Genomic DNA, 19,840 nt, shown 5'->3' on the forward strand with positions numbered 1-19,840 from the left:
TCCGGAGACATTGATGAAGACCCTGCCACAAGCGATCGCGAGCGAACGCGAATCGCCTTCCAAAGCCAAGCGATGGATGCTTTCCAGCTACCGGACGGAAATCGCGATTGCGATTGCGATCGTGATCATCGAACTGGCGGTCGGCATGGTCGTCCCCGCCGCGCTGTCCGTCGGCAACCTCGCGAACGTCACGCAGGCCGCTGCGCCGCTCGCGATCATGTCGTTCGGCGTGCTGCTCGTGATCATCACGGGCGGCATCGACCTTTCCGTGGGCTCAGTCTTCTCGTTGACCGGGATGGTCACGGGGCTAGCCATGGCGCACGGGTACGGCGCGGTCCTCAGCAGTCTCGCCGGTCTTGGCGTTGGCGCGAGCGTGGGGCTCGTCAATGGTGCGCTGGTGACATTCGTCGGCCTTGCTCCATTCGTCGTGACGCTGAGCACCTATGCGATCGCGGGCAGCTTGTCGTTCATCGTCACTGACGGCCATTCGTTGCCAATTACCGATCCCAACTACTGGCTCCTGAATTCGGGAACGTTGATTCCAGGCATCCCGAACTACGCGCTGTGGTGCGTGTTGCTACTGGCACTCATCGAACTGGGACTGAACAAGCTCGTTGCTGGCCGCTGGCTCTACGCAATCGGCAGAAGCAGCTCGTCCGCGCGCGCGATCGGCATTCCCGTCAAACGCGTGCGTCTTTGTGCCTATTTGCTCTCCGGCGTGCTTGCGTCGTGCGCCGGCATCGTCAGCATTTCATACATCAGCAACGCCGAGGCGACGGCCGGATCGAGCCTCATGCTGCAAGCGATCGCCGCGGTGGTGATCGGCGGAGCGAGCCTTTTCGGCGGAACGGGCTCGGCGATCGGCGCGTTGCTGGGCTCGTTGATGATCACGATCATCCAGAACGGCGCCAATCTGATCGGCGTCAATAGCTTTTGGCAGGGCACCGTCACTGGAATCGTGATTCTCGTTGCAGTCCTCGTCGACCGGGTGACCAAAGCCCGGCGCTAAGCCCAACAGCATTAATCGAAGGAGACATGATGTATACACCTGACCGCAATTCGAAGATGGCGGACCGCGCCCCTCGGTTCGTCAAGCACCTGATGCTGGCTGCATCGATCGCCTTGGCATCCGCCTGGTCGTACTCGGCCATTGCTCAGAGCAAGCCGACAGTTGCCTATATCGCACCGTCGCTCGATATTTCGTATTGGCAATGGGTCGCATATGGCGTGAAGCAGCGCGCGCAGGAGCTCGGCATGAACTACGTCGAGTTCACGTCGGAAAACTCGCCCGCGAAACAGATGGACAATGTTCGCACTGCATTGACGCGCGGCGTCAGTGCAATCGTGATGGGCCCGGTCAGCTCCACCAGTACGCCGCCCGTGCTGCGCCTGCTCAAGTCTCGATCGGTGCCGGTGGCGTTTGCAGGTATCGGACCGCAGTCTGGACAGACCGACTATACGTCGGCCGTCACCGCGAACAACTTCGAGACTGGCAAGGCGCAGGGGGCTTATGTATGCAAGCTCGCAAAGGAGCGCGGCGGCAACAAAATCGCCATGCTCTCGTTGCCGCAGGACCGCGAAAACGCGCAGAAATACATGAAAGGTGCGCAGCTCTCGTTCAAGGCCGACGGATGCGAACTCGTGCAGGTGCTCGAAACGCACGGCCTCACGGTCAACGAGGCGGTGGCCCAGGCCAACGATATTCTGACCGCGCATCCTGACGTCAAAGCGATCTACGGGATGTACGACGAAGCGGCGACCGGTGCGGCAAAGGCCTTGCAAACCCGAGGTTTGACGGGCAAGGTCGCCGTGGTGACCGCGGACGGCAGTCCGACCACGATCCGCCTGCTGCGCGACGGCGCCATCCAGGGAATCTTCCTGCAGGAGGCGGTGGGCCAGGGCATCGACGCAACCTCTCAGGTATTCAATGCGCTCAACCACAAACCGACGACGCAGGACCTCGCGCTGAAGGAGCCGCTCGTGACGCGCGAGACGATCGACGATCCCGATGTTCGAGCGACGGTGAAACGCGTGTACCCACCGTCCGCGGGAAACTATTAGGCTCCGAAGCTCGATCGCCTGCCGGCCGATGCAGGGTGGGCGGGCGAAATGCTTTCAACGATTCTTTACATCGGAATGCGCCATGGACGATCTGCCCATCATCGATCCGCATCATCATCTCTACGATCTCAAAACCGGCAACTATCCCTGGTTGCAGGGCCCGATGCTCAAACGTGTTTTCGGCGACTACTCGGCAATCCGGCGGGACTACCTGATCGAAGATTTTCTCGCCGATATCCGGAATCAGAATGTCGTGAAGAGCGTACATCTCCAGGTGGAGTACGACCATAACGACCCCGTCGCCGAAACGCGCTGGTTGCAGAGCGTCGCCGACCGATACGGATACCCGCACGGGATCGTCGGCTTCGCCGATCTCTCTTCGCCGGACGTCGAGTCGGTCATCGCGGCGCACTGCGCGTTCGAGAACATCCGAGGTATTCGCCAATGCTTGAATTTTCATCGCGACCCGGTCAAAACCTTCATCGATAGCCCGCATTTGATGAGCGACAGTCAATGGCGCCGCGGATACGGCTTGCTCAGGCAGTACGGGCTCTCTTTCGATCTGCAGTTGTATTACACGCAGATGGAGGAAGCGACGGCGCTCGCACGCGATTTTCCCGATACACCCATCGTGCTGAATCACACCGGCATGCCGGTAGACCGCGAGCGAGAGGAAATCGAAGCGTGGAAGAAGGCGATGAAGATGCTGGCGTCGGCGCCGAACGTCTCTTGTAAGATCTCGGGGCTGGGCATGGGCGACTGGAGGTGGACCGTGGATTCCATTCGCCCGTTCGTGCTCGATGCAATCGAGGCATTCGGCGTGGAGCGCTGCATGTTTGCGTCTAACTTCCCAGTGGACAAGCTGTTCAGCAGTTATGACGAGCTGTTCAATGCCTTCAAGGCGATTACGCGTGACTTCTCTGCGGCCGAGCGTGCAGCGCTGTTCCATGACAACGCTGCACGCGTATACCGTCTCTGACCACTGATCGCGCAAGCATACGGTCGTGCCAACAGCCAATCGCGAAACGTGGCAACCGATGGCTGCTCCGCTGAAAGCCGCTCGGTAATGGCGCCCCGCAGGAGTACATGAAGCGAGTAAGATGTATCTACGCGAAAGTGCGGACGGTAACCATTGCCGAAAAACGGACCATCGCGCCGACTTCGGCGAAGAAAGATTTCGCCCCGAGATTCCGAGACGAAAGAGACCGCATGGCAGCCGGCAGCGTCTGTCCCCGATAGCTCGCCGCCAGCGAAGTGCAGCAGACCGACGTCAAGGGATCCATCATGATGCATGTTTTCCTGGCCAACAATCGCGACGAACTCATCGAGCGATGCCAGGCCAAGGTCGCGCAGCGGCCCGCTCGGGCAGCAACCGCCCAGCAGCTCCAGAACGGAGTGCCGATGTTCCTGGATCAGCTCATCAGAACGCTGCGAATGGAACAAACGTCGAAGCCGATGGGTAGCCGCCGGATTTCGGGGCCTTCGGGCGGCGGGCCGTCGTTATCCGAGATTGGCGCAACTGCTGCCCAACACGGACGGGCCCTATTGGCGCTCGGGTTTTCGGTCGATCAGGTCGTCCATGTCTATGGCGATCTGTGTCAGGCCATCACGGACCTCGCGTATGAGCGCGATGCGCCGTTTCAGATCGACGAATTTCGTACCCTCAATCGCTGTCTGGACAACGCGATTGCCGATGCGGTAACCGAATTCAGCTACCAGCGGGATTTTGTCATGGCAGACCGACAGGCCGTCGAGCTGCATGAGCGCCTCGGATTTTTCGCCCATGAACTCCGCAACCTGCTGCACACTGCCACGCTCGCGTTTACCGCCGCCAAAACCGGAAGCTTGAGTCTGTCGGGGGCAACAGGGGCCGTGCTCGAGCGAAGCCTTGGCGGGCTGCGCGATCTGATCGCGCAATCGCTGGAAGATGTCCGGGAAGCAACGGGCCTTTCCGCGCAATCCAGAATGATTCCGGTTGCCGACCTCATTGCGGAAGTCAAACAGGCTGCCGATCTCGCGGCTCAGGTTCGTGGATGCGTATTGACGGTGTCCGCAGTGGACCCGCGGCTGGCTATCTGTGGAGATCGCGACCAACTTTACTCGGCATTGGCCAACCTGCTGCAGAACGCCTTCAAGTTTACGCATCTCCACGGCGAGGTGACGCTCGACACGTATGCCGTGTCGGATCGCATCCTGATCGACGTGAGGGACGAGTGCGGCGGTCTTCCGCCTGGCGACGCGGAACGGATGTTTCTGCCGTTTACACAAAGCGGGAAGGACCGAACTGGCCTTGGGCTGGGTCTATCCATTGCGCGGCGCAGCGTAGAGGCGAACAACGGGACTCTGAGCGTGCGCGACGTGCCTGGCACAGGCTGCGTGTTCACGATCAGCCTGCCCCGGCATGCGGCGCCAGGACACGCCCGCTAGCGGCCGTCGCGCCCCGGGCACGGGTTGCCGGCTGTCGATCCGCCTCGGTTTTGCATCAACGATGACAGCACTGTCAACGTTGCGTACCTGTATCGTTTCTAACCACTCATCGCGCAAGCTTACGGCCGTGCCAACAGCCAATCTCGAAACGTGGCGACCGATGGCAGCTCCGCTTTCTGAGCGGGGTAGCCAAAGTAATAGCTCATCCCGCTGGCATAGGGCAAATCGAAGGGCATGACGAGTTTGCCCGAGGCCAGCTCTTCCTCGATCAGGCATCGAGGAACGAGGCCGACCCCGATGCCGGTCGCCACGGCCTGGATCAGGTGCGACGTCAATTCGAAAATGGGTCCCGGATAGACCCCGCGCAGCGGGACTTCGTAGGCATCGGACCATTCGCGCCAAACATTGGGCCGTGTCGCGACGCGCAGCAGCAACAACGAACCGAGATCCCGCGGCGATTCGACCGGATGCCGACGCAACAAATCGGGACTCGCGATCAGCACGAGCACCTCTTCGAGCAGACGGTGGCAGATGAGACCGGGCAACTCGGCGTTGCCGACGCCGATGACCGCATCCATGCCCGCCGCTTCGAGATCGAGGTGGCCGATTCGCGAATGCATATTGACGACGACGCTCGGGTTCGCGGCGTAAAACGAATGCAGGCGCGGCATCAACCAACGCGCGCCGAAAGTCGGCAATACCGCGAGATTCAGGTTGCCGCCTCCGGAGCGATAGGCAATGGCCTGCAGCGTTGCATTGCGTATGGATGCAATCGCCGCGCCCACCTCGCGCATGTACAGGCGCCCCGCATCGGTCAATTCGATTCGCCGCCCCTTACGCAGAAAAAGCCGCACGTCGAGTAGCTCCTCGAGCGCCTGCACTTGGCGGCTGACCGCGCTCTGCGTCAACGAAAGCTCTTCCGCAGCCCGCGTATAGCTTTGGTGCCTGGCCGAGGCCTCAAACGCGAGGAGCAGCGACATAGACGGAGTCAGGGTTCTCGGATTCATTCATAAAACTCATGTAAGAGCGCAAAACAATACACTTTTTGCCTGACGGGAAGCAACCTAGACTCGCTATCCATGAGTTATACGCCGCAAGGGAGCCCTCATGATTCCGCGTCTCGATCGATTGCCGGAAGTCGGCAACCTTTATCTGGCGTTCGCTACCGAACTGCGGATGCATGGCTTCGAAGGCGACATCCGCGATGGCTATGCCGATCGCACCGCGCTCGCTACGGACAACTCCATCTATCAGGTGGTGCCCCGACTTGCGGTGTTCCCACGAACACAGCAGGACTTGGTGAGAATTGCGCGTCTCGCATCGAATCCGCGTTTCCATGGGGTTCGTCTTTTTCCGCGTGGCGGAGGCACCGGCACGAACGGTCAATCGCTCGGAGAGGGTGTCGCAGTCGATCTCTCGCGCCACATGAATCGCATTCTCGAGATCAACGTCGAGGAGCGCTGGGCGCGTGTTCAGGCGGGTGTCGTGAAGGACCAGTTGGAAGCCGCGCTGGAGCCGCACGGCCTTTTTTTCGCGCCCGAGCTCTCGACGTCCAACCGCGCCACGATCGGCGGCATGATCAACACCGATGCGAGCGGGCAGGGCTCGTGCCGGTACGGCAAGACGCGCGATCATGTGCTCGAGCTGGTCACGGTGCTCACCGGCGGAACCGTCTGGACCTCCGCGCCGATCGACGACGAGACCCTCGCCGGCATCCGGTCGCGCGAGGACTTGATCGGATGTGTGCATCGCACGGTCGACGACATCCAGCAGTGCGACGCCGAGCTGATTCAACGGCACTTTCCGAAGCTGAACCGCAGCTTGACCGGATACGACCTCGCTCACATTCGCGACAGCCGAGGCCGATTCGATTTGAACAGTATTCTCTGCGGCTCGGAGGGCACGCTAGGCTTCATCTCTGAAGCGAAGGTCGGCTTGTTGCCCATTCCGAAGTTCACGGCGCTCATCGTGGTGGGCTACGCCAGTTTCGACGCCGCGTTGCGCGATGCGCCGCGGCTTTTGAAGGTCGATGCGGCGTCGATCGAGACGATCGATTCAGTCGTTCTCGGTCTTGCACGTGAGGACAATACTTGGCCTGCCATCCGTCGATTCTTTCCCGATACCACGTCCCCACTGGAAGGCGTCAATCTCATCGAGTTTGCAGCTGACGAACCGGAAACACTGGAAACGTCGCTGAGCGCGGCCTTCGCTTTGCTTGCCACAGCAAATGACGCACGCGGCATGCTGGGGCATTCGGTGGCCCGCGGCCACGTGGAAGTCGGAAAGGTCTGGGAGATGCGCAAGCGTGCGGTCGGCCTGCTTGGACGCCTTCGAGGGGAGGCGCGCCCGATTCCGTTCGTGGAAGACACGGCGGTGCCCGCCGAGCACCTCGCCGACTACATCGCCGAGTTCCGCGCGCTGCTGGACCGCCGGGGCTTGACGTACGGCATGTTCGGTCATGCCGACGCCGGCGTACTGCACGTTCGCCCGGTTCTCGACATGAAGGACCCCGAGCAGGAGGGCCTCGTGCGTTCGATCACCGACGAGGTGGCGGCATTGACCCGCCAATATGGCGGCGTGCTATGGGGCGAGCATGGCAAGGGTTTGCGCTCGGAGTACGCCCCGGCGTTTTTCGGGCCTTTATATGGACGTCTGCAGCAGATCAAGGCCGCGTTCGATCCGAACAATCAGCTCAACCCCGGCAAAATCGCCACGCCGCCGGGACAGGCGCTCACGCGTGTCGACGAAGTCCCGACGCGGGGACAGCGCGATCGCATCATTCCGGTCGCGTTGCGCCGAACGTTCGCGGATTCGCTGCATTGCAACGGCAACGGTGCCTGTTTCAATTTCGCGCCCGACGATGCCATGTGTCCGTCCTGGAAAGCGCTGCGCGAGCGCCGCTTTTCGCCGAAGGGCCGCGCATCGCTGCTGCGCGAATGGTTGTATCTGATCAGCGAGGCTGGGTACGCCCGACATCTCGACGGTCGGGAGCAAGGCTTCGTGCAGCGCATCGCTTCGCTCCCGCGAAGAATCCGTAACACGCTTGCGAAGCGAAAAGGCGAGTACGACTTTTCGCACGAAGTCAAAGAGGCGATGGACACGTGTCTCGCGTGCAAGTCCTGCGCGGGGCAGTGCCCGGTCAAAGTCGACGTGCCTGCGTTTCGTGCCCGGTTCCTGGCCGTTTACCACACCCGCTATCTACGTCCCGCCAGAGATTGGGTGTTGGCTTGTCTGGAGCCGGCGTTGCCATGGATGGCCAAGGCTCCTCGCTGGGTCAACGCGGTACTGGCTAGCCATATGGGACAGTGGGGGCTGCGACGCATCGGCCTGGTCGGCATCCCGATGCTGAGCGGCATGGATGCGGTCCTCGAGGCGCGCCGTGGCGGCGTTGCGATGGCGACGCCCGAGACCATCGCCGCCGCGCAAGCCGAGGGACGGCAGGTTGTCGTCGTCGTACAGGATGCGTTCACGAGCCATTTCGAAGCCGGCCTGGTGCTCGACGCGCTGCGCCTGCTGGACAAGCTCGGCTTTCACCCGTTGCTTGCGCCGCTTCTGCCCAGTGGGAAACCGTTGCATGTGCATGGGTTCCTCGATCGGTTTCGTCGCACCGCGCAGCGAAACGCCCGGATGCTCGGGCGCCTGGCAGCGGCCGGCGTGCCCCTGGTCGGTATCGATCCGGCGATGACATTGGTCTATCGCTCGGAGTACAGAGAAGCGCTGGGCGAAGCCGGCGCGCCCCGCGTCCATCTGCTGCAGGAATGGCTGGCCGAGGCGCTCGGGTCCGCGACTCAGCGTGTTGCCGACGATGCCGAAACCTATGTCCTGCTCGCGCATTGCACCGAGCGGACGAACGCGGCGAGCGCAATCGATGACTGGAAACGCGTTTTCACGGCTTTCGGCGCACGATTGAACGTTCCGCGCGCGGCCTGCTGCGGCATGTCGGGCACCTACGGGCACGAGGCACGAAACCGCGCGACGTCGGAGACGATTTACGGCATGAGCTGGGCGCCGGCTGTGGCGCGACATCGCGACCGGGGCAGGTTGATGGCGAGCGGCTACTCCTGCCGCTGCCAGGTCAGGGCGATCGATGCAGCGGATTTACCGCACCCGCTGCAAGTATTGCTCAGCTTGCTCGACAGAAAATCGAGCCCTGTCAGTTCAACGTCTTCGATTTCTTGCCTGCGCGCGACGGCGGCTGACACATGACGCACGCGCGGGCGCGGGGCAGATCGTGCTTATAAGAGACGAACTTGCCTTTGCACCGGCAGCATGGATGCATGTCGAGGATGCCGCCCTTGAAAAAGCGTACGAGCGTCCAGGCGCGCGTCAAGTCGAGATGCACATCGAGTCCGCCGCGCGTGCAATGCTCGCGATAGAGGCGGTAGCCCTTGGTGAGCGCGTCGACGTGCGAACAGCTCGCTTCGTTTCTCAGAAACGTGTACGTGTGATAGAAGAGCGACGAGTGAATATTGGCCTGCCAGGTCATGTACCAATCCGCAGAGGAGGGCAGCATGCCCTTCGGCGGCGACTCGTCTTTGACCTCGCGATAAATGCGAATCAGCCTGTCGCGCGAGAGCGTCAGTTCCGATTCGAGCACCTGCATGCGGGCGCCCAGCTCAATCAACGCGACGGCGCGCGACACTTCCCGCGCTTCTTCGATCAGGCTCATCTTCGGCATGGCGTGCTCCGTTGGTCGGTCAGCTGAACTGCCTGGCAGGTTGTGCGGCCAGCAAAATGGCTGCGTGCATCGCGCTCAGATCGCGGCCCGTATCGGTCGTTGCCAGGGCCGACAGCATCGCGGCGTCATCGAACCGGATGTCGCAGACCAGGTCTTCGCTCTGGGCAAGCCTGACCGTTTGAGAAGGCGACAGCATCTGGATCAGGTTGGCCATCTGCGCCGACAAGCCCAGCCGGAACATGCCCTCGGCAAAATCGTCGTTGAGCATGTGCTGCGCGAGCATCAGATACGAGATGTTGAATTCGCGCATCGATTCGAGCGTTTCGCGATCGTTCACTGTTTGCCTCTTCAGCGGGAGTCGGGTCGCACGACGTTTGCGTTGCACTGCTTGGCTAGAACTTCGGGACGGGCGTGCGGTGAACGGAAGTATTGTTCAGATCGTTGGCGCTACCAATCAGCGGCGGCGGAAGATTCTGTCGTCCGGACTACACACGCTGTCGGCGTTTTCCTACGAGGGCCGCTGCTCAGTGCGTGAGCACGCGCAGCCCATGCGCCAGCTGTCCAATGGGCGCGGCCAGGAGCGGCCGGGCGACCCAACAGGCCGCTCCCCACGCCAGTGCGACCACGAGCAGATCGCAGCGCCCGCTTTTCCACCAGTTCAGCGAATGACGCCTGAATATCCACGGCACGCCGAGCGGGTTGGGCCAGTCGGCAACGAGATGCATGATGCCGCCGCAGGCGAACCCGAACAGCGGCGCGGCGAAGGGATGCGCATGGCCCAGCGAGCGATAGGCGAGAACGAGGGCAGCGATCCATCCGACGCCCCAATGTGTGGCGCTGCGATGCGCGATCCAAAGCCGCCGGCTGCGACTCCACCACGCGATCTCGAGCCAATCGGGCGCTGTGCCGCCCACGACGCCCGCCAGGCACGCGCCTAAGCTGCCGATATACCAGTGGCCCGCCGCGCTCGCTTGCGCGACGAGCACCGCTGCGATCACACCAGCTGCCCAACCGGTCAGATGGTGCGCACTGCGAGATGCCATAACGAGGACCTGCTCGAAAGCCAAAAGGAATGGGACGCTATCACGGATGGGACGCAGCCGTCGACCGGTGCGCGGCGGGGCGCCCTCCAAGCGAAGGATGCAAAACCGCGGGCGCAGGCATGCGCGATGCTCAGCCGCCAGCATGCCGCCGCCGGAGTCCCTACCATGCGTATCGCCCAGATCGCGCCTTTGTACGAAAGCGTTCCGCCTTACGCGTATGGCGCGACCGAGCGCATCGTCCATTACCTGACCGAATCGCTCGTCGCGCGCGGCCACGATGTGACCCTTTTCGCGAGCGGCGACTCGCGCACGTCTGGCCGCCTCGTGCCGAGCTGCGAGCGCGCGTTATGGCGCGATCGCAATGTCTGGGATACGCAGGCTCACCATCTTCATCAACTCGGGCAATTGGCCCGACGCGCGCATGAGTTCGATATCGTGCATTTTCATGGCGAGCCGCTACACTTTCCGCTCGCGCATTATCTGCCTTGCCGCCATATCACGACGCTGCACGGCTTACTGTTGCCCGACGACCACGGCCCGCTGCTGCGTACGTTCGCCGACGTTCCGCTGGTCTCCATTTCGCGTTCGCAGCGCACTCCGTTGCCCTGGGCTCGTTGGCAGCGCACGGTCCACCATGGCATACCGCCGGACGAACTGCCGTACGCGGAGCGTGCCGGCGAATATCTGCTGTTCATGGGCCGCATCACGCCCGGCAAACGTCCCGACCTCGCGATCGAGATCGCCCGTCGGGCGAATGTCCCGCTCAAAATCGCCGCGGTCGTCCATGAAGGCGAACGACACTATTTTCGCGAAACGATCGAACCGCTCATCTCACGATATCGCCGCCATGTCGAATTCCTTGGCGAAGTCGGTGGCGAAGCGCGCGCCCGTCTGCTTTCCGAAGCCCGCGCGCTACTGATGCCGATCGATTGGGAGGAGCCGTTCGGTCTCGTGATCGTGGAGGCGATGGCCTGCGGCACACCGACGATCGCGTTTCGTCGTGGGGCCATCCCGGAGATTATCGAAGATGGCCTGAACGGCCGCGTGGTCGACGACGTCGAAAGCGCCGTCGCCGCGGTTCACGCGATAGGCGACATCAATCGCCGCACGTGCCGTCGCCTATTCGACGAGCGTTTTACGGCGCAGCGGATGACCGACGATTATCTGAGCGTCTATGACAGCCTGCTCGCCCCGCAGCCTTACGCTCCGGCGAGCCCCGACTACGCCTGAGCGAGCGAGACGAGTGCCCGCCGGGTAGGCGGACCTCCGGTTATTTTTTCTGGCTACCGAGTTCCGCACCCGTGGTGGGATCCACGGCGCGGTCCGACTGCTGGCGCTGCGCCATGGCCTCGAGCGCGGTGCGCTCCGCATGGGACAGGACGACCGATGCCGTGCCATCGCCCCCGTCCGCGGCCGCGGGCGGATTGGCGACGAGCCGCAGGCCGTCGCCCCGATTCCATGGGCCTTCGATAGGCGCATCGCCTTGCGACATCTTGTAGTAGACCTGCGCGAACTCGCTGGCGGGCGGCCGTTTTCCCGGCGGGAAATTGCCTGTAATCGAATACAGTGCTTTCTCGAACGACTTCTGATGCGACACTTCGCGCGTCATGAGAAAGCCCAGAGCATCGCGCACGCCCGGGTCGTCGGTCACGTTCATGAGGCGTTCGTAGATAATTTTTGCGCGCGCCTCGGCGGCGATGTTCGAGCGAAGATCGGCGGTCGGTTCTCCGATCGTGTCGATGTAGGCTGCACTCCAGGGCACGCCGCCCGAGTTCGTGAGCGCCGGACCACCGCCGTAAAGCAGTTGCGTCACGTGGCTGTCATTGCCGGCGCCGTGGAGCTTGCGATAAGTCTCGGCCTGCGCATCGATGTTCTCGGCGAGCTCGCCTTTCGCGCCGCGGTTCAGCATCGCGACGATCGAACCGATGATTTCGAGGTGGCTCAGCTCTTCGGTCGCGATGTCGTAAAGCATATCCTTTCGCCCCGAATCCTCTTCGCCAACGGCTTGCGTGAAATAGCGCATGGCGGCAGCGAGCTCGCCTTGCGGCCCGCCGAATTGTTCAAGCAGCAGATTGGCGAGACCGGGGTCGGTCGCGCCGACGCGCACGGTGTATTGCAGACGCTTGTTGTGGATGAACATGGGTGGGATCTCCTTCGAGAAGACGAGAATGGATGCCTCCGGCCAGGTATCGATGCCCGCTCGGCCTGTCCGGATACGCAACGGCTATTCCCGCGCGGCCTCGTCGGGCCATGGCCGGTGTGGCAGGTAAATTGCTCGCGTGCAGGCGCACAGGAGGGAGGGCGCCATGAGCGACGATCAGCAAGGACCGTTGAAGGAACGGCGCCGTCTCGGCAGCTGGATGCCGGCGCAGGAAGAACGCATGGCGGCGTTTCGTTGCGAGATCGCCGCGCGCTCGCGCGCAAGGGCCGAACGCGCGGGGCAAGCATGGTCACCCGCAAGTGTGGTTCGCGACCTGTCGAATCTCGTGCACGGCGATCCCGTGCTTCGGATGAATCTGACCCGCGCAATCGACGATGCGCGCGACGCCGGCTATGAGCTGGGCTACGGATCGATCGATGAGTTGATTCGCATCGTCGACTATCTGATGACTTTCGCGCCGCCGTTCGACGCGTCCGCACCGGTGGCGACGCCGCTGAATGCGGTCCTCGATTGGCCGATGTGCATGCCGTCGGGGTATGCCGCGTTTCGCGATCCGGCCTTCAATGCGCAGATGAGGCGCGTACTCGATTACTGGTGCGGGTTCCTGAGCGGTCCGCATTCGCGTACGCACCTGAACGCCGATTCGCCGGATGGATGGTTCTGCGAAGAGGCTCGCCGCAAGATCGATATGGATGCATTCCTTTGCGATCCCGCCAAGCCGTATTGGGGCTTCGCTTCATGGAACGCATTCTTCACGCGCGAACTCCGCCCCGGCGCGAGACCCGTGGCGCATCCCGACGATCACCGCATCATCGTCAGTGCTTGCGAAGCGTCTCCATACAACGTGCGAGAGGACGCGCAGCTCTACGACCATTTTTGGCTCAAGGCACAGCCGTATTCACTGCGTGAAATGCTGGTTTGCACACCGGACGAACGTGTGCAGCGCTTCGTCGGTGGGTCCGTCTATCAGGGCTATTTGAGCGCGTTCAATTACCACCGCTGGCATGCGCCCGTCGCGGGACGGATCTGCGAAGCGTACAACGTCGACGGAACGTATTACTCGAATACCGAGGCACAGGGTGCCGACCCTGGCGGGCTCAATCATTCCCAGGGCTACACGACAGCGGTGGCGGCGCGCGCAGTCATCGTCATCGATTGCGACGATCCGGCGATCGGGGAGGTGGCCTGCGTCTTCGTGGGTATGGCGGAGGTGTCCTCGTGCCGGATCGTGGCGCTGCCCGGACAGCACGTCGACAAAGGTGACGAGCTCGGTTACTTCCAGTACGGCGGCAGCACGTGGTGCGCGGTATTCCGGCCGGGCGTCATCGATACGTTCGTGCCGCAGCCGCCGTATCGCGACGATGGCCCGCCGATCCGCGTCAATGCGCATCTTGCGACGGCGAAGGGTTCGAAACGTTGATCGAAGCGAAACTCTTGGCGGGTGGTTTGCCCAGTGCCTGCTACCTAATTACACGACCTTTCGCGGACGTTGCGTGCGGCGGCGCAAGCACACCGGGTGGACGTGAGCGCGCAGCGGGTATATAAGAACCCACGGGGTCTCGATCGGCGGCGCGTTTGCGCAGCGCGGCGACCGGCGCAGGACCCGCCGAATGTGAGGAAATGACCGCCATGATGTCCGATCCGTCGAACAAACCCAGCGAAGACCGACCCTCCAAACCGCTCGAACTCGGCGAGTTCGAATCGGCGCTCAGTCACGTCGACAAGCAGCTCAGTACCGGCAACATCGCCGTCAGCGCCGCAAAAGGCATCGTATACAGCTTGATCGAGACGCTTGGCGCGCTCGTGGGCGATCCCGACCTCCCCGAGCACAGCCGGGCAGGCTATGAAGGATTGCTCGAGACGGCCCGTGAACTGCGAGCGAAGATCGGCATGTAGCGCGGCGCCGAGTGGCCAGCATCAGCCGTCGGCCTGACCCACCGAGGATGGCGTCTAACGCCGAATCGGCGAGGCCCGGCTGCGGCCTGCTAAAATGCCCGCGCCGCCATGTAGTGGATCGCAGATGAAATTGCTTGATGCTTTGGTCGAACAGCGCATCGCCGCCGCAGCAGCGCGTGGGGAGTTCGACGATTTGCCCGGCGCCGGGGCGCCGCAGGAACTCGACGACGACTTGCTCGTGCCCGAGGAAGTTCGCGTCGCCCATCGGATACTGAAGAACGCAGGTTTCGTGCCGCCGGCCGTGGAGCAACTGCGCTCCCTGCGTCATTTGCAAGACGAACTGAACGCCGCGGGCGACCAGGCAGCGCGTTGCCGCCTGCAAGCCAAGCTGCTCGCCCTCGATATGGCGCTGGAATCGTTGCGCGGCGAGCCAACGGTCGTGCCGCGCGAATACTGCCGGCGCATTGCCGAGCGGCTCTCCGAGCGCGTCCAGAGCGACGCGCAAGATGCGGCCGAGCCGCAGCGGGCTGGACTTTCGTGAACGAACCCGGTGCGCGCCCCGTTGCGCCCGATTCCGAACAGAACGGTGCGCGCGCCAATGCACAGACCGCGGCGGAGCGCGATCGCCGTTACATGGAACAAGCGCTGCAAGCCGCCGAATCCGCGCGCGCAGCGGGCGAGGTGCCGGTCGGCGCAGTGCTGGTGCAAGGCGAACGCGTGCTGGCAACCGGCTTCAACCATCCCATCGGCGGTCACGACCCGTCGGCTCATGCCGAAATGGTTGCGTTGCGCGCGGCCGCCCAAACGTTGCAAAACTATCGGCTACCGGGCTGCGAGCTTTATGTGACGCTCGAGCCTTGTCTGATGTGCGCGGGCGCCATCATGCATGCGCGGATTGCTCGCGTCGTGTTCGGCGCGCACGACCCTAAGACGGGGGCGTGCGGCAGTGTCGTCGATGCGTTCGCCAATTCCCAGCTCAACCACCATACCCACGTTATTGGCGGCGTGCTCGAAACCGAGTGCAGCGACGCGCTGAAGTCATTTTTTGCGCATCGGCGCAGGGCGATTCGCGCCGCGCGTGCCGCGGCAAGCGCGCATGTCGCCGGTGCGGCCGGTGCGGCCGGTGCGGCCGGTGCGGCTGGTGCGGCTGGTGCGGCTGGTGCTACCGATGCCGTCGATGAGCAGCCTGCACGCCCCGTCAGCCCGTGCTGAGTGACATTGACGAGCCGGCAACGTTCACCCCGTTTCGAAATCGACCATGACCCGTACGCACACCATCGAGATCGTCGCTCCCTCCGGCTACCCGCCCGATATGGCCGCCGTCGAGCGCGGCGTTGCGCGACTGCGCGCGCAAGGTCACCGCGTGAGCGGCGAGGACGTGGCGCAGCGCCGCTACCTGCGCTTTGGCGGCACGGACGCGCAACGCGCGGGCGATCTCAATCGGCTTGCCGATCCGGCCCATCCGCTGCCCGACATCGTGCTGGCCTTGCGCGGCAGCTACGGGGCGGTGCGCATTCTCGACCTGCTCGATTACGCGGGGCTCGCGGGGCGTCTTGCAGGGGCCCCGATCGCGATCTGCGGGCACAGCGATTTCACCGCGATCCAATTGGCGCTCTTTGCTCGCGCAGGTCTCGTGACGTTCGGCGCGCCAATGCTTACGGCCAATTTCGGCGCCGAGACCGTCAGCGCCTTCACCGACGCGTGTTTCTGGACGGCGCTCGAATCGAGCGAATTCACCGTGCGCGAACCCGTCGCGCAATGTGTCGAAATCGACGTGGGCGGCACGCTCTGGGGCGGCAATCTCGCGATGATCGCCGCGCTCGTCGGCACGCCCTATATGCCGCACATCGACGGCGGGATTTTGTTCGTCGAAGACGTGAACGAGCATCCGTACCGCGTCGAGCGAATGCTCTATCAGCTTCATCACGCCGGCGTTCTCGCGCGCCAGCGGGCGCTGATACTCGGCGATTTCATCGGCGGCAAGCTGGCGCCCCTCGACAACGGTTACGACTTTTCCGCCATGGTCGAGCACATCCGCACCGTCACGGGCATACCGATCGTAACCGGCCTGCGCTTCGGCCATGGCAGCGACCTCGTTACGCTCCCGTTCGGCGCTCGGGCGCGGCTCCAAGCCGACGGCGAGGGGTTCTCGCTGACCGTCAGCGGGCATCCCACGCTCGCCTGAACCGCACTTCTCGTAGCGCACGGCGCGCGCTAAATTGTTGACAATCTGATGCTCGATTTCTCGCCCGGATGCGGTGCGCACCTTTCCCGGGCATGCACGTGGCTGGCGCGTTTATGCACCAAATAGCGGATTTTTCAGTAGAAACCCGCAATGATGGGCGCCGTTCGTGGTCGATAAAATTGTTGACAATCTTTATGTCCAACCTACTATACCCATCATGCCGACGCCGAAATCATCCGACGCTGCAATACCCTCGGCGATTGCCGAGCGCATTCGCGACGCGATCCTCGAACACCGGTTGAAGCCCGGCGCGAAGCTCACCGAGGCTCAGCTGTGCGAGGTGTTCGATGTCAAGCGCGGAACGGTGCGGCAAGCGCTCTCGCAGCTCGCCGGCGAGCATCTCGTCGATCTCGAGCCGAATCGCGGCGCCTTCGTGGCCAGCCCATCGCTACGCGAGGTGCATGAGGTGTTCGAGATGCGCCGCATCATCGAGGCAGCGGTGATCGAGCGCGTTTGCGGCAATCAAGACGGGAAGGGGGCGGCGCATTTGAAGGTGATCGCCAAGATGATCGAGCGCGAACGCGCTGCGTTCGAGCATCGCGATTTCCGTTCGTGGATCCGTCTATCGGGCGAGTTTCACACGGCGCTCGCGGAGCTCACCGGTAATCGCGTGCTCTGCAATTGTCTCGCCGGGCTCGTTGCGCGCTCGACGTTGATCTCGGCGCTCTATGAATCGCTGGGGCGTAGTCCGTGCTCGTTCGACGAACACGCACAAATCGTCGATGCAATCGGCGCCGGCGACACCGCGCGCGCCTCGGAGTTGATGGTGCGTCATTTGCAGACGGTCGAACTGAAGATGCTCGATCGGCCCGCGCGCGGGGCGGCCGATTTGCGCGAGGTATTCGGCTAACACGCGCATGCGCCGAGGGTCCCCGAAAGGCGGGTCCTCTTCAACTGTTTAGTACAACTAAATAACTTTCAGCCGCGAATCGCGCCGACCGCGGCTGCCGTTCGACAGGCGCTCGGTCTTGCGCGGGTATCCGACACGCCGCGCAGCAACGTTGTTCCTTTACCGGAGACGCTTATGCCTGACCTGACCGTACCCACCGATGCCGGCGCTGTCGGCCCATCGTCCGCCCATGCCGATACGGGTGTGCCCGCAGGCTATAGCGAACGTCTGTGCAACGCGGATCTCGCGCCGCTGCGCGATCAACACTGGGGCGCCTATAACATTTTCGCGTTCTGGATGTCGGACGTGCATAGCGTGGGGGGCTATGTGTTCGCGGGAAGCTTGTTCGCGCTCGGCTTGACGAGTTGGCAAGTGCTGGTTGCACTTTTGGTCGGCATCGGAATCGTCAATGTCTTCGCGAATCTGATCGCGAAGTCGAGCCAGCAAAACGGCGTGCCTTACCCGGTCATTTGCCGCGCCACGTTCGGCGTGCTCGGCGCCAACATCCCGGCCGTGATTCGCGGGCTCATCGCCGTTGCCTGGTACGGGATTCAGACCTATCTCGCATCGAGCGCGTTCGTCATCGTTCTGCTGAAGTTCGCCCCGCAGCTGATGCCCTATGCCGACGTTCATCATCATGGCTGGCTCGGATTGTCGACGCTGGGCTGGGCCGGCTTCATGGTGCTCTGGGTATTGCAGGCACTCGTGTTCTGGAACGGGATGGAGACGATCAAGAAGTTCATCGATTTCGCGGGCCCCGCGGTGTACGTGGTCATGTTCATCCTGGCCGGGTACATGGTTGCGCGCGCAGGCATATCGAACATCCATCTGAATCTTGGAACCGTGAAGTACCACGGCTGGGAGGCATTACCTGTCACGATCACGGCGATTTCGCTCGTCGTCTCGTACTTCTCCGGGCCGATGCTGAACTTCGGCGACTTTTCGCGCTACTGCAAGAGCTACGCGAGCGTCAAACGCGGCAATTTCTGGGGGCTCCCGGTCAACTTCCTGGCGTTCTCGCTGGTCACGGTCGTGACGACCTCGGCGACGCTGCCCGTATTCGGCGAGCTCATCACGGACCCGGTCTCCACGGTCGGGCGCATCGATCAGCCGTTCGCCGTCGTGCTTGGCGCGCTGACGTTCATGATCGCGACGATCGGCATCAATATCGTCGCGAATTTCGTCTCGCCGGCATTCGACTTCTCGAACGTGGCGCCGAAACATATCAGCTGGCGCGCGGGCGGCATGCTGGCCGCGACGGCGTCGGTGTTCATCACGCCGTGGAACCTGTTCAACAACCCGGCCGTGATCCACTACACGCTCGATGTGCTCGGCTCGTTCATCGGCCCGTTGTATGGCGTCTTGATCGTCGATTACTTCATCGTGAAGCGGCAGCATGTCGTGCTCGACGATCTCTATTCGATGTCCGAGCACGGAACCTACTGGTACCGAGGCGGTGTGAACTGGCGCGCCGTCGCGGCCGTGTTGCCGGCTGCGGCGCTTGCCGTGGCCTGCGTCATGACGCCCGCACTCGCAACGCTTGCGAACTTTTCGTGGTTCATCGGCGTTGGGCTTGCCGCCTTGTTCTATTGGCTCGCCACACGCGGGCTGCGCGGCTGATCGTCCGACGACATGCTCAACGCTCGCGGGAACCACCAGGCGATGAAGATCAAACTCATCAATCCGAATACGACTGCGCGCATGACCGATACGATGGCGGCATGCGCACGAAGCATCGCGGCGCCGGGCACCGAGATCATTTCCGCCACGTCGAGCATGGGGCCGCCATCGATCGAGAGCTGGTACGACGAGTCGCTCGCGCTGCCGGGATTGCTGGCCGAAGTGGCGGCCGGCGAGCGCGAGGGAATCGATGCTTACGTCATCGGCTGTTTCGGCGATCCGGGCTTGTTCGCGGCGCGCGAGCTTGCACGCGGACCCGTCATTGGCATTGCCGAGGCCGCGATGCATGCGGCGAGCGTCATCGCGCCGGGATTTACGGTCGTCACGACGCTCGCCCGTACGACGGGCATGGCGTGGCATCTGGCCGAGCGCTACGGGATGAAGCGGTTTTGCCGCAACGTGCGCGCGACCGAGGTTGCCGTGCTCGATCTGGACCGCCCGGGCAGCGGGGCGCGTCGACTCATCGTCGATGAGTGCCGCCGTGCGCTCGCGGACGATGGCGCCGACGCCATCGTGCTCGGCTGCGCCGGCATGGTCGACCTTTGTCGCGCGATCGAGGACGCGATCGGCGCACCCGTCGTCGAAGGTGTCACCGCGGCGCTCAAATGGGCCGAGGCGCTCGTTTCGCTCGGGCTCGCCACGGCCAAACGTGGCGAGTATGCGCGTCCGCTCGCGAAGCGCTATGACGGTCCATTGGCCGAGTTCAGCCCGCGCGAGACGCCGTAGCGCAGCGCAAAGCCGGTTCGCGGCAGCCGCGCTG

General features: G+C 63.0%; 19 protein-coding genes. 14 read left to right on the forward strand and 5 right to left on the reverse strand.

Going from position 1 to position 19,840, the window contains the following annotated elements:
- The first annotated feature begins 13 nt into the window (after positions 1 to 13).
- From GWC77_RS15015 to GWC77_RS15030, 4 genes are all read left to right on the forward strand, one after another.
- A complete protein-coding gene (locus GWC77_RS15015) occupies positions 14 to 1,009 on the forward strand; it encodes an ABC transporter permease (RefSeq protein ID WP_173258079.1) in 996 nt (331 codons plus the stop codon).
- Positions 1,010 to 1,035: 26 nt separating this feature from the next.
- The gene (locus GWC77_RS15020) at positions 1,036 to 2,061 is read left to right on the forward strand and encodes a substrate-binding domain-containing protein (protein ID WP_254366976.1); all 1,026 of its coding nucleotides are present in this window, start codon (positions 1,036 to 1,038) and stop codon (positions 2,059 to 2,061) included.
- A 91-nt stretch (positions 2,062 to 2,152) separates the two neighbouring features.
- Entirely contained in the window at positions 2,153 to 3,040 is an 888-nt protein-coding gene (locus GWC77_RS15025; RefSeq protein WP_217283287.1) for an amidohydrolase, read from the forward strand.
- Between the two features lie 305 nt (positions 3,041 to 3,345).
- Positions 3,346 to 4,488 carry a sensor histidine kinase KdpD gene (locus tag GWC77_RS15030; RefSeq protein ID WP_173258083.1) on the forward strand — a complete coding sequence of 381 codons (1,143 nt, stop codon included), beginning with the start codon at positions 3,346 to 3,348 and terminating at the stop codon, positions 4,486 to 4,488.
- A 119-nt stretch (positions 4,489 to 4,607) separates the two neighbouring features.
- Here the strand turns inward: GWC77_RS15030 and GWC77_RS15035 are convergent, their stop codons facing one another.
- Positions 4,608 to 5,495 carry a LysR substrate-binding domain-containing protein gene (locus tag GWC77_RS15035; RefSeq protein WP_173258085.1) on the reverse strand — a complete coding sequence of 296 codons (888 nt, stop codon included), beginning with the start codon at positions 5,493 to 5,495 and terminating at the stop codon, positions 4,608 to 4,610.
- A gap of 100 nt (positions 5,496 to 5,595) precedes the next feature.
- Between GWC77_RS15035 and GWC77_RS15040 the strand changes: the two genes are divergently transcribed.
- Positions 5,596 to 8,694: an FAD-binding and (Fe-S)-binding domain-containing protein gene (locus GWC77_RS15040; protein WP_173258087.1), complete on the forward strand. Its 3,099-nt coding sequence runs from the start codon at positions 5,596 to 5,598 to the stop codon at positions 8,692 to 8,694.
- On the opposite strand, the gene flhC is transcribed toward GWC77_RS15040, so the two are convergent.
- The 3 genes from flhC to GWC77_RS15055 all read right to left on the reverse strand — a co-directional run bounded on the left by flhC (position 8,642) and on the right by GWC77_RS15055 (position 10,209).
- Positions 8,642 to 9,166, reverse strand: a complete 525-nt coding sequence (gene flhC, locus GWC77_RS15045; protein ID WP_173258089.1) for a flagellar transcriptional regulator FlhC — start codon at positions 9,164 to 9,166, stop codon at positions 8,642 to 8,644. The genes GWC77_RS15040 and flhC overlap by 53 nt on opposite strands.
- Before the next feature lie 19 nt (positions 9,167 to 9,185).
- Entirely contained in the window at positions 9,186 to 9,503 is a 318-nt protein-coding gene (flhD, locus tag GWC77_RS15050) for a flagellar transcriptional regulator FlhD (protein ID WP_173258091.1), read from the reverse strand.
- A 187-nt stretch (positions 9,504 to 9,690) separates the two neighbouring features.
- Positions 9,691 to 10,209: a metal-dependent hydrolase gene (locus tag GWC77_RS15055; protein ID WP_173258093.1), complete on the reverse strand. Its 519-nt coding sequence runs from the start codon at positions 10,207 to 10,209 to the stop codon at positions 9,691 to 9,693.
- A 165-nt stretch (positions 10,210 to 10,374) separates the two neighbouring features.
- Here GWC77_RS15055 and GWC77_RS15060 point away from each other — a divergent pair, with 165 nt between their 5' ends.
- Positions 10,375 to 11,439, forward strand: coding sequence for a glycosyltransferase family 4 protein (locus tag GWC77_RS15060; RefSeq protein ID WP_173258095.1), 1,065 nt, complete (start codon positions 10,375 to 10,377; stop codon positions 11,437 to 11,439).
- A 40-nt stretch (positions 11,440 to 11,479) separates the two neighbouring features.
- On the opposite strand, the gene GWC77_RS15065 is transcribed toward GWC77_RS15060, so the two are convergent.
- Positions 11,480 to 12,349, reverse strand: a complete 870-nt coding sequence (locus tag GWC77_RS15065) for a manganese catalase family protein (RefSeq protein WP_173258097.1) — start codon at positions 12,347 to 12,349, stop codon at positions 11,480 to 11,482.
- 166 nt (positions 12,350 to 12,515) lie between these two features.
- Between GWC77_RS15065 and GWC77_RS15070 the strand changes: the two genes are divergently transcribed.
- The 8 genes from GWC77_RS15070 (at position 12,516) to GWC77_RS15105 (ending at position 19,806) form a co-directional block, all read left to right on the forward strand.
- Entirely contained in the window at positions 12,516 to 13,790 is a 1,275-nt protein-coding gene (locus tag GWC77_RS15070) for a phosphatidylserine decarboxylase family protein (protein WP_173258099.1), read from the forward strand.
- 209 nt (positions 13,791 to 13,999) lie between these two features.
- Positions 14,000 to 14,266: a hypothetical protein gene (locus GWC77_RS15075; protein ID WP_173258101.1), complete on the forward strand. Its 267-nt coding sequence runs from the start codon at positions 14,000 to 14,002 to the stop codon at positions 14,264 to 14,266.
- 124 nt (positions 14,267 to 14,390) lie between these two features.
- On the forward strand, positions 14,391 to 14,807 hold the full coding sequence (locus tag GWC77_RS15080) for a DnaJ family domain-containing protein (RefSeq protein WP_173258103.1): 417 nt from the start codon (positions 14,391 to 14,393) through the stop codon (positions 14,805 to 14,807).
- The gene (gene tadA, locus GWC77_RS15085) at positions 14,804 to 15,478 is read left to right on the forward strand and encodes a tRNA adenosine(34) deaminase TadA (protein ID WP_367949051.1); all 675 of its coding nucleotides are present in this window, start codon (positions 14,804 to 14,806) and stop codon (positions 15,476 to 15,478) included. The genes GWC77_RS15080 and tadA overlap by 4 nt, the downstream gene beginning before the upstream one ends.
- 46 nt (positions 15,479 to 15,524) lie before the next feature.
- Positions 15,525 to 16,451: a muramoyltetrapeptide carboxypeptidase gene (gene ldcA, locus GWC77_RS15090; protein ID WP_173258105.1), complete on the forward strand. Its 927-nt coding sequence runs from the start codon at positions 15,525 to 15,527 to the stop codon at positions 16,449 to 16,451.
- Between the two features lie 217 nt (positions 16,452 to 16,668).
- Positions 16,669 to 17,361, forward strand: a complete 693-nt coding sequence (locus tag GWC77_RS15095; RefSeq protein WP_173258106.1) for a GntR family transcriptional regulator — start codon at positions 16,669 to 16,671, stop codon at positions 17,359 to 17,361.
- Positions 17,362 to 17,535: 174 nt separating this feature from the next.
- Complete coding sequence (locus tag GWC77_RS15100) at positions 17,536 to 19,020, forward strand: NCS1 family nucleobase:cation symporter-1 (RefSeq protein ID WP_173258108.1); 1,485 nt, start codon at positions 17,536 to 17,538, stop codon at positions 19,018 to 19,020.
- Positions 19,021 to 19,062: 42 nt separating this feature from the next.
- Positions 19,063 to 19,806, forward strand: coding sequence for an aspartate/glutamate racemase family protein (locus GWC77_RS15105; protein ID WP_173258110.1), 744 nt, complete (start codon positions 19,063 to 19,065; stop codon positions 19,804 to 19,806).
- The last annotated feature ends 34 nt before the right edge of the window (positions 19,807 to 19,840 follow it).

The organism is Paraburkholderia sp. NMBU_R16 (assembly GCF_013282575.1).
Taxonomy (GTDB): domain Bacteria; phylum Pseudomonadota; class Gammaproteobacteria; order Burkholderiales; family Burkholderiaceae; genus Trinickia.

Bases quoted from the DNA above. Each gene is read 5' to 3' on its own strand.
- GWC77_RS15015 (WP_173258079.1), top strand. From the start codon at position 14: ATGAAGACCCTGCCACAAGCGATCGCGAGCGAACGCGAATCGCCTTCC.
- GWC77_RS15020 (WP_254366976.1), top strand. From the start codon at position 1,036: ATGATGTATACACCTGACCGCAATTCGAAGATGGCGGACCGCGCCCCT.
- GWC77_RS15030 (WP_173258083.1), top strand. From the start codon at position 3,346: ATGATGCATGTTTTCCTGGCCAACAATCGCGACGAACTCATCGAGCGA.
- GWC77_RS15035 (WP_173258085.1), bottom strand. From the start codon at position 5,495: ATGAATCCGAGAACCCTGACTCCGTCTATGTCGCTGCTCCTCGCGTTT.
- GWC77_RS15040 (WP_173258087.1), top strand. From the start codon at position 5,596: ATGATTCCGCGTCTCGATCGATTGCCGGAAGTCGGCAACCTTTATCTG.
- flhC (WP_173258089.1), bottom strand. From the start codon at position 9,166: ATGCCGAAGATGAGCCTGATCGAAGAAGCGCGGGAAGTGTCGCGCGCC.
- GWC77_RS15055 (WP_173258093.1), bottom strand. From the start codon at position 10,209: ATGGCATCTCGCAGTGCGCACCATCTGACCGGTTGGGCAGCTGGTGTG.
- GWC77_RS15060 (WP_173258095.1), top strand. From the start codon at position 10,375: ATGCGTATCGCCCAGATCGCGCCTTTGTACGAAAGCGTTCCGCCTTAC.
- GWC77_RS15065 (WP_173258097.1), bottom strand. From the start codon at position 12,349: ATGTTCATCCACAACAAGCGTCTGCAATACACCGTGCGCGTCGGCGCG.
- GWC77_RS15070 (WP_173258099.1), top strand. From the start codon at position 12,516: ATGAGCGACGATCAGCAAGGACCGTTGAAGGAACGGCGCCGTCTCGGC.
- GWC77_RS15075 (WP_173258101.1), top strand. From the start codon at position 14,000: ATGATGTCCGATCCGTCGAACAAACCCAGCGAAGACCGACCCTCCAAA.
- GWC77_RS15080 (WP_173258103.1), top strand. From the start codon at position 14,391: ATGAAATTGCTTGATGCTTTGGTCGAACAGCGCATCGCCGCCGCAGCA.
- ldcA (WP_173258105.1), top strand. From the start codon at position 15,525: ATGACCCGTACGCACACCATCGAGATCGTCGCTCCCTCCGGCTACCCG.
- GWC77_RS15095 (WP_173258106.1), top strand. From the start codon at position 16,669: ATGCCGACGCCGAAATCATCCGACGCTGCAATACCCTCGGCGATTGCC.
- GWC77_RS15100 (WP_173258108.1), top strand. From the start codon at position 17,536: ATGCCTGACCTGACCGTACCCACCGATGCCGGCGCTGTCGGCCCATCG.
- GWC77_RS15105 (WP_173258110.1), top strand. From the start codon at position 19,063: ATGAAGATCAAACTCATCAATCCGAATACGACTGCGCGCATGACCGAT.